Genomic DNA, 7,779 nt, shown 5'->3' with positions numbered 1-7,779 from the left:
GTTCGCCGCCCGTCTCGACCTTCGCACCCGTCTTGCGGGCATCGTCCAGCACCTTGCTCATCGCCGTGAGACGGCGCGCATTAGCGAGCGGCCCCAGGGTCGTGCCTTCCGCCAGACCGTCGCCGAGTTTGAGGCCCTCAGCGTGCTTGACCAGCGCCGCGGCGAATTCTTCGCGGATGCTGTTGTGCACCAGAAAGCGCGTCGGCGAGATGCAGACCTGGCCTGCATTGCGGAACTTCGCAGCACCCGCGGCCTTGATGGCCAGCGCCACGTCTGCGTCTTCAGCCACGATCACAGGCGCATGACCGCCCAGTTCCATCGTCGCGCGCTTCATGTGCGTGCCGGCCAGCGCGGCCAGTTGCTTGCCGACCGGCGTCGAGCCGGTGAACGTGACCTTGCGGATCACCGGATGCGGAATCAGGTAGCTGGAAATCTCCGCCGGATCGCCGAACACGAGGCCGACCGTACCGGCCGGCACGCCGGCTTCAACGAACGCCTGCAGCAGCGCCGCCGGCGACGCCGGGGTTTCTTCCGGCGCCTTGACGAGGAACGAGCAGCCGCACGCGAGCGCCGCGCTCAGCTTGCGCACGACCTGATTGACCGGGAAATTCCACGGCGTGAACGCGGCCACCGGGCCGATCGGTTCCTTGAGCACCGTTTGCTGTACCGCCAGATTGCGCGGCGGCACGATCCGGCCGTAGACGCGGCGGCCTTCGTCGGCGAACCATTCGATGATGTCCGCCGCGGACAGCACTTCGACGCGCGCCTCGGCGAACGGCTTGCCCTGTTCCTGCGTCATCAGACGGGCGATGTCCGAAGCGCGTTCGCGCACCAGCGCCGCGGCTTTGCGCATGGTCGTGGCGCGTTCGTTGGCCGGAATCTTGCGCCAGGCTTCGAAACCGCGCTGCGCGGCGGCCAGCGCACGGTCCAGATCGGTAATGCCAGCATGGGCCACCTTGCCGATGGCCTTGCCCGTGGCGGGATTGATGACGTCGAGGGTTTTGCCGCTGGCAGCGTCGCACCACTCGCCGTTGATCAGAAGTCGGGTATCGGTATAGCTCGAGGTAGCCATGCTGGGTTCCTGTAAGTGGGGAAAACGATAGGTCGCGCGGTCATGATGCATTGGGCTGGACCTGCGCGGCCAAGGATGGACTGCCGATAGCAAACATCTTATCTGATTGCACGCGATCGCATCGGCGGCGCGCCCATGGGCGGTGCGCGGCACGGGCTTTGCTATCCCGGTTGCCGCGGCGGAGAAACATCTGCCTGAGCGCCGCCGCGCAAACAGGCGTAAAGTCAAGCAGCAGTAGCAGGAACCGGCGAAAGACGGTGAACGCAACCCAATCAACCAAGGTGCAAGCGAGGAATCGACATGCCAACCGGTACAGTGAAGTGGTTCAATGACGCGAAGGGTTTTGGCTTTATCACACCGGACGACGGTGGCGAAGATCTGTTTGCCCATTTCTCGGAAATTCGCAGCGAAGGTTTCAAATCGCTGCAGGAAAACCAGAAGGTCAGCTTTGAAATCAAGCAAGGACCGAAGGGCAAGCAGGCGGCGGATATCAAGCCGGTGTAAAAGCGGTGACTGATCCGCGCGCGCAGGCGCGCGGATTGGACGATTTTTTCGTGCAATACCGGTAACGGCACCACGATTGTCATATGTTTCGCCTATAAATGACGGAAGCGCAGGCGAGGCGAAGCCTAGGTGTATTAACCGTGTGGAACAGCACGGCCTGTGTTATTTTCCTTAAGGTTTCCTTCAGCTTTGCTCCGTAGTATTTGCGCGATTCGCTGTGCCCGCGCATCCCTGCGGGCAATAGTTCCCAGAGTTTTCCGACAGAAAACTGAAAGCGCCGATCAAAGGCTTGCTGGAGCATCCATGAAAACCCTGTTCTTGCAGGCGCCGTCGTACGACGGCTTCGACGGTGGCGCGGGTTCGCGCTACCAGGCAAAACGCGAAGTGCGTTCGTTCTGGTATCCGACGTGGCTCGCGCAGCCCGCGGCACTTGTCCCCGATAGCCGTGTACTCGACGCCCCCGCTGACGGCCTGTCCGTCGAAGCATCGCTCGATATTGCGCAGCAATACGACCTGGTGATCATCCACACCAGCACTCCGTCCTTTCCCACCGACGCCCTGTTTGCCGAAGACCTGAAGAAGCGCAAGGCTTCGGTGCTGATCGGCATGGTTGGCGCGAAGGTCGCGGTCGATCCGCACAATTCGCTGACCGCCAGCGAGGCGATCGATTTCGTCTGCCGTGAAGAATTTGACTTCACCTGCCAGGAAGTCGCCGAAGGCAAACCGTTTGCCGGGATCAAGGGCCTGAGCTATCGCGCCGCGGACGGCTCGATCGAGCACAACGAAGCGCGCCCGATCCTGGAAAACATGGACGAGCTGCCGTTCGTGGCGCCCGTCTACAAGCGCGATCTGAAGATCGACAACTATTTCATCGGCTATCTGAAGCACCCGTACGTGTCGATTTACACGGGTCGCGGCTGCCGCTCGAAATGCACGTTCTGCCTGTGGCCGCAAACGGTGGGCGGGCATCGCTACCGCACGCGTTCGACCGAGAACGTGCTCGAAGAAGTGAAGTGGATTCGCGACAACATGCCTGAAGTCAAGGAGATCATGTTCGACGACGACACCTTCACCGACTTCAAGCCGCGCGTCGAGGAAATCGCCCGCGGCCTCGGCAAACTGGGTGTGACGTGGTCCTGCAACGCGAAGGCGAACGTGCCGTACGCGACGCTGAAGATCATGAAGGAAAACGGCCTGCGCCTGCTGCTGGTCGGCTACGAGTCCGGCGACGACCAGATTCTGCTGAACATCAAGAAGGGTCTGCGCACCGACATCGCGCGCCGCTTTAGTGAAGATTGCCGCAAGCTCGGCATCAAGATTCACGGTACGTTCATTCTGGGGCTGCCCGGCGAGACGCAGGACACGATCCAGAAGACCATCGAGTATGCGAAGGAAATCAATCCGCATACGATCCAGGTGTCGCTCGCCGCGCCGTATCCCGGCACGACGCTCTACAACCAGGCGGTCGAGAACGGTTGGCTGGAAGAGAACAAGGTCATCAACCTCGTCAGCAAATCAGGGGTGCAGCTGGCGGCGATCGGCTATCCGCACCTGTCGCGTGACGAGATTTACCACCAGCTCGAAAACTTCTATAAGCGCTTCTATTTCCGCCCGTCGAAGATCTGGGAAATTCTGCGCGAGATGCTCACGAGTTGGGACATGATGAAACGGCGCCTGCGTGAAGGCGTCGAATTCTTCCGCTTCTTGCGCGCCCACCAAGCGTGAGCGCCCTGCATCTGCTCGCCGTCACGCTTGCCTATGCGTGTGCGGCGAGTGCGGTTTTCGGCATCGCCTACACGGTGCTGGCGGGCGCCCTGATCGGCCGGTTCTTCGCGAGAGCGGTGTCCGAGCCGACCAGCTTTCCGCCGGTCACGATTGTCAAACCGTTGCACGGTAATGAGTGGGCGTTGCTCACCAACCTTTCGAGTTTCTGTCAGCAGGATTATCCGGGTCCCGTGCAATACCTGTTCGGCGTGCACGATTCAGCCGACCCCGCCTTGCAAACCGTTGACGACCTGCGGCGGTTGCATCCTGAAGCGGACATCACCGTGGTCGCCGACGCGCGCCTGTACGGTCCGAACCGCAAGATCAGCAACATCCTCAATATGCTGCCGCAGGCTCAGCACGACGTGCTGGTGTTTGCTGACAGCGATGTGAGCGTGGGGCCGGATTATCTGCGCAATGTGATCGGTGAATTGCAGAAGCCCGGTGTCGGTCTCGTCACCTGCGTCTATCGCGGTGCGCCCGACCCCGGTTTCTGGCCGCGCATGTCGGCCAAGGCGACCAACTACCAATTCCTGCCCGGCGTGGTGACGGGGCTTGCGCTGGGTCTCGCGCGTCCCTGCTTTGGGCAGACCATCGTGATGCGGCGCGATACCCTCGAAAAAATCGGCGGATTCACGCCGTTCGTGAAGCATCTGGCCGAGGACCATGCAATCGGCGAAGCGGTGCGCATGATCGGCGAGAAGGTGGTGATTCCCCCGTTCACGATTTCGCATGCCTGCGTGGAATCGAGCGCGGCGCAACTGATCGCGCACGAACTGCGCTGGAGCCGCACCATTCGCAGCATCGATCCGCTGGGTCATCTCGGCTCGGCGCTGATTCATCCGGTCGCTTTCGCAACGCTCGCCGTCGCCTTCTCGGGCGGCGCGCTGTGGTCGTTGCCGCTCGCCCTGGTCGCCATATGCGCCCGGCTCATGCTTAAACTGCTGTCCGATCGTGCGTTGCAGCAGGCGCATCGCGACCTGTGGCTGTTGCCGTTATGGGATATCGTATCGTTTGCGATTTTTGTGGCGAGCTTCTGGTCCTCGCGCGTGATCTGGCGCGGTTTCAGTTTCAAGGTAGATGGCGACGGCCTGTTGTCGGCGGCACAGGACGGCATGACGGATGAACAACAGGTTGGGTAAGGAATGATGCGCGGGTATCGGGCAGAGGTTAGCGAGGACAATGCAGCGGGCTTGAAGCGCGCGAGAAGGGTGGCCGCGTGATGAAGCATCTTGGCCGCGTCGCCGCGCTTGCCGGCTTGCTGGTGTCATTGTGGCTGGTCTGGCAGGACAATCCCGGCGCCGTGCTCGGCGCACTGCGCGCCGCGGGTGCCGGCCTTCTTCTGGCGGCGATCGCGCACGTGTTGCCGATGCTCGCCAATGCCTGCGACTGGCGCTCGCTGATTCGCGGCGCGAACCGGCCCAGCATTGCCAATATGCTGCATCTGGTCTGGGTGCGCGAATCCGTCAATTGCATGTTGCCGGTGGCGCGTATCGGCGGCGAGGTGGTGTCGTTCCGGATGCTCAAGCGCTGGGGCGTGCGGCCGTCTACGGCGGTCGGCAGCATCATCGTCGATATGCAGCTCACGGTGATCAGCCAGTTGCTGTTCACGATGGTCGGCATCGGTTTTCTGTTCGCGCATGCGCACTCCGACACGCTGCGGCTCGCCGGGCAACTGGCGTGGGGCGTGGTGGTGCTGACGCCGCTGCTGGTGCTGTTCGCGCTCGTGCAGCATGCCAGTCCGTTCGAGCGCATCACGCGCATGCTGAATCGGATGACGAGCGGCAAGCTCGCCGCGCTCGTCGGACAATCGGCTCAGATCGACCAGGCCATCAAACTGATCTGGCGCCGGCGCGGCGTGATACTGCGCTATCTGTTTTTCTGGCAACCCCTGCAGTGCTTCCTGACGTCGCTGGAGATCTGGCTCGCGCTGTACTTTCTCGGCGTTCACGTCACGCTGGTCGAAGCGGTGGTGATCGAATCGCTGATCCAGGCGATCAGCAGTGCGGCCTTCTTTGTGCCGGGCGGTCTGGGGGTGCAGGAGGGCGGTTTTATTCTGATCGGCGGCGCGCTGGGTCTCGATCCTTCCATCTGCCTCGCGCTCGCCGGCGCGCGGCGCATTCGCGATCTGGTGATCTTCGTGCCCGGACTGATTGCGTGGCAGTTTGCCGAGTCGTCGAATCGCGAACCTAAACGGGCAGAGCGGGCGGAACGGGCAGGGCGAACGGTCGTGGGCGAAGCAAGCCAGCGCTAGTACGCTATGAGCGCGGGATACGTCCCTCGGTCGCCCGGTCCCGCGATCGCCGTACCGGCGCCCCCATAGACACCCTCGGCAACCCCCTCACTCCGCTTCCGCATAAGCAGGAAACGACACTTCCACCGCGAGGCCGCGCTCGCCGATCCCCGCGCCGAGACGCAGGCTCGCACCGAAATGCTCCGCGATCCGCGCGACGATCGAGAGGCCCAACCCGCTGCCGGTGGCATGGTTGCCCGTCGCTCGGAAAAACCGGTTCGTCAGGCACGCGAGATCGCTGGGCGCGACGCCTGGGCCATCGTCCCGCACAGTAAGCTGCACCCGGCCGAACTCAGACTGCACCGCCACTTCGATGCAACCGCCCGAGCGTCCATACTTGATTGCGTTATCCAGCAGGTTGTCGAGCAGGATGCCAATGAGTACGGGTTCCGCATTGATCTCGGCGCGCATGTCGCCGGTGAGCGTCACGCGAATGTCCTTCTGCTGCGCATTGCGTTCGTTGGCAAGCAGCGCGTCTTTCGCCACCGCCGCGGGCTTGAGCGGCGCGGTGGAGAGTTTTTCCTGCACGTCCAGACGCGCGAGCAGCAGCAACTGCTCCGCGAGGCGCGCGCTGCGATCGACGCCTTGCACCACGCGTTCCATCGCCAGGCGCTGTAACGCCGTGTCCGGTTCGGCCAGCGCGACCTGAGCCTGCACCTTGATCGCTGCAAGCGGCGTTTTCAGTTCATGGGCGGCGTCGGCGGTAAACGCGCGTTCGCGCTCGATGGAGTGCCGCAGGCGCGACAGCACCAGATTGATCGCGTCGACGAGCGGCCGCACCTCGGTCGGCGCCCGGCCGATATCGACCGGTTCTAGCCGGTTGATATCACGCGCTCGAATAGCGCCGGAGAGCACCTTGAGCGGCGCCAGACTCCAGCCGATGCTCAACCACACCAGCAGCGCCAGCACCGGCAGTGCGAACAGGGTGGGGCGGGCGATCCGGCTCGCCACACCGCTCACCAGATCGCTGCGCGTGTTGGCCGGTTCGAACACGCGCACCGTGTGGCCCAGCGCGGTATCGCGCAAGGTGAATGAATGCCACAGTTGACCGCCCAATATGATGTCTTGCGTGCCGCTTGCGGAGGGGACGGGGAGATCCCACGCTTTGAGCACGCGCAATTGCGGGCTGCCGGCCAGCACGTCGCCGTTCGCGCTGCGCACCTGGAATAGCGCGTCGCGTGGCAAGGCGTCGTCGTCGTCGCTGTTGTTCGCGCCGGCTTCGCCGCCTTCTTCTTCTTCGCGCACATCAATGCGCGCATTGGCCAGGGTGGTCAGGTTGCGCTGATCGAGCAGCGCGAGGATTTGCGTGAGCTCCGCGAGGCGCGCCTCTTCCCATTCGCCGACTTCGCGCTTGGCCTGACGATAGCTCGATATCAGCGCGATGCCCCAGATCAGCACGATGCTGGTCAGGACCAGCAGCACCAGCCGGCGGCGTATCGATGCCGACATTACGCTTTCTCTACCACGTAGCCAATATTGCGCACTGTTCTGATCAGCTTGGCGCCGAGTTTTTTGCGCAGATTCGACACATGGACCTCGATCGCATTACTTTCGATTTCTTCCTGCCATCCATACAAACTTTCTTCGAGGCGCGAGCGCGACTGGGGAATGCCTTGATTGGTCAGCAACTGCATCAGGATCGCCCATTCGCGCGAGGTGAGGGGCACGCGAGTATTGCCGACTTCGACGGTTTGCGCGGCGGGATTGACCGTCAGATCCTGGTAGCGGATCACTTCGACGCTGCGCCCTTGCGCGCGACGCAGCAAGGCCCGGCAACGCGCAATCAGCTCGGTCAGGTCGAAGGGCTTGCCGAGGTAGTCGTCGGCGCCGGCTTCCAGGCCGCCGACGCGGTCCACCACCGTGTCTCTCGCTGTCAGCACGAGTACCGGCACGTCCTTGCCGGCGTCGCGCAGCCGTTTCAGCAGTTCCATACCCGATACCTTGGGTAAGCCGAGATCGAGCAAGACCAGCGCATAGGCGGTAGTATCGAGCGCGAGGCTGGCCTTGTGGCCATCGCGTGCCCAATCGACCGTGAAACCGGCCTGACGCAGTCCCGCTTCGATGCCGCAGCCGATCAGGTCGTCGTCTTCTACGAGGAGTACGCGCATAGGGGGAGAGATTCCATTCGATATGTCCATTGCATCGT

At 62.8% G+C, this 7,779-nt stretch carries 7 protein-coding genes; 4 read left to right on the top strand and 3 right to left on the bottom strand.

Annotation, left to right across the window (positions count from 1 at the left end):
- Window positions 1-1,072, bottom strand: a 1,072-nt coding sequence (locus tag GNZ12_RS32300) for an aldehyde dehydrogenase family protein (protein WP_172316090.1), incomplete at its 3' end; no start/stop codon positions are given.
- Window positions 1,073-1,372: 300 nt separating this feature from the next.
- On the opposite strand from GNZ12_RS32300, the gene GNZ12_RS32295 reads away from it, so the two are divergent.
- From GNZ12_RS32295 to GNZ12_RS32280, 4 genes are all read left to right on the top strand, one after another.
- On the top strand, window positions 1,373-1,576 hold the full coding sequence (locus tag GNZ12_RS32295) for a cold-shock protein (protein WP_007181784.1): 204 nt from the start codon (window positions 1,373-1,375) through the stop codon (window positions 1,574-1,576).
- A 303-nt stretch (window positions 1,577-1,879) separates the two neighbouring features.
- Complete coding sequence (gene hpnJ / locus GNZ12_RS32290) at window positions 1,880-3,301, top strand: hopanoid biosynthesis associated radical SAM protein HpnJ (protein ID WP_172316089.1); 1,422 nt, start codon at window positions 1,880-1,882, stop codon at window positions 3,299-3,301.
- Window positions 3,298-4,482 carry a bacteriohopanetetrol glucosamine biosynthesis glycosyltransferase HpnI gene (hpnI, locus tag GNZ12_RS32285; RefSeq protein ID WP_172316088.1) on the top strand — a complete coding sequence of 395 codons (1,185 nt, stop codon included), beginning with the start codon at window positions 3,298-3,300 and terminating at the stop codon, window positions 4,480-4,482. The genes hpnJ and hpnI overlap by 4 nt, the downstream gene beginning before the upstream one ends.
- Window positions 4,483-4,562: 80 nt before the next feature.
- The gene (locus GNZ12_RS32280) at window positions 4,563-5,594 is read left to right on the top strand and encodes a flippase-like domain-containing protein (RefSeq protein ID WP_172316095.1); all 1,032 of its coding nucleotides are present in this window, start codon (window positions 4,563-4,565) and stop codon (window positions 5,592-5,594) included.
- An 87-nt stretch (window positions 5,595-5,681) separates the two neighbouring features.
- Here the strand turns inward: GNZ12_RS32280 and GNZ12_RS32275 are convergent, their stop codons facing one another.
- Both GNZ12_RS32275 and GNZ12_RS32270 read right to left on the bottom strand, forming a co-directional pair.
- Window positions 5,682-7,082 carry an ATP-binding protein gene (locus tag GNZ12_RS32275; RefSeq protein ID WP_172316087.1) on the bottom strand — a complete coding sequence of 467 codons (1,401 nt, stop codon included), beginning with the start codon at window positions 7,080-7,082 and terminating at the stop codon, window positions 5,682-5,684.
- Complete coding sequence (locus GNZ12_RS32270; RefSeq protein WP_172316086.1) at window positions 7,082-7,741, bottom strand: response regulator; 660 nt, start codon at window positions 7,739-7,741, stop codon at window positions 7,082-7,084. Before GNZ12_RS32270 ends, GNZ12_RS32275 begins: the two co-directional genes overlap by 1 nt.
- Window positions 7,742-7,779: the final 38 nt, after the last annotated feature.

The organism is Paraburkholderia solitsugae (assembly GCF_013177695.1).
GTDB lineage: Bacteria > Pseudomonadota > Gammaproteobacteria > Burkholderiales > Burkholderiaceae > Paraburkholderia > Paraburkholderia solitsugae.
This window is presented reverse-complemented; position numbering and strand designations above follow the sequence as displayed.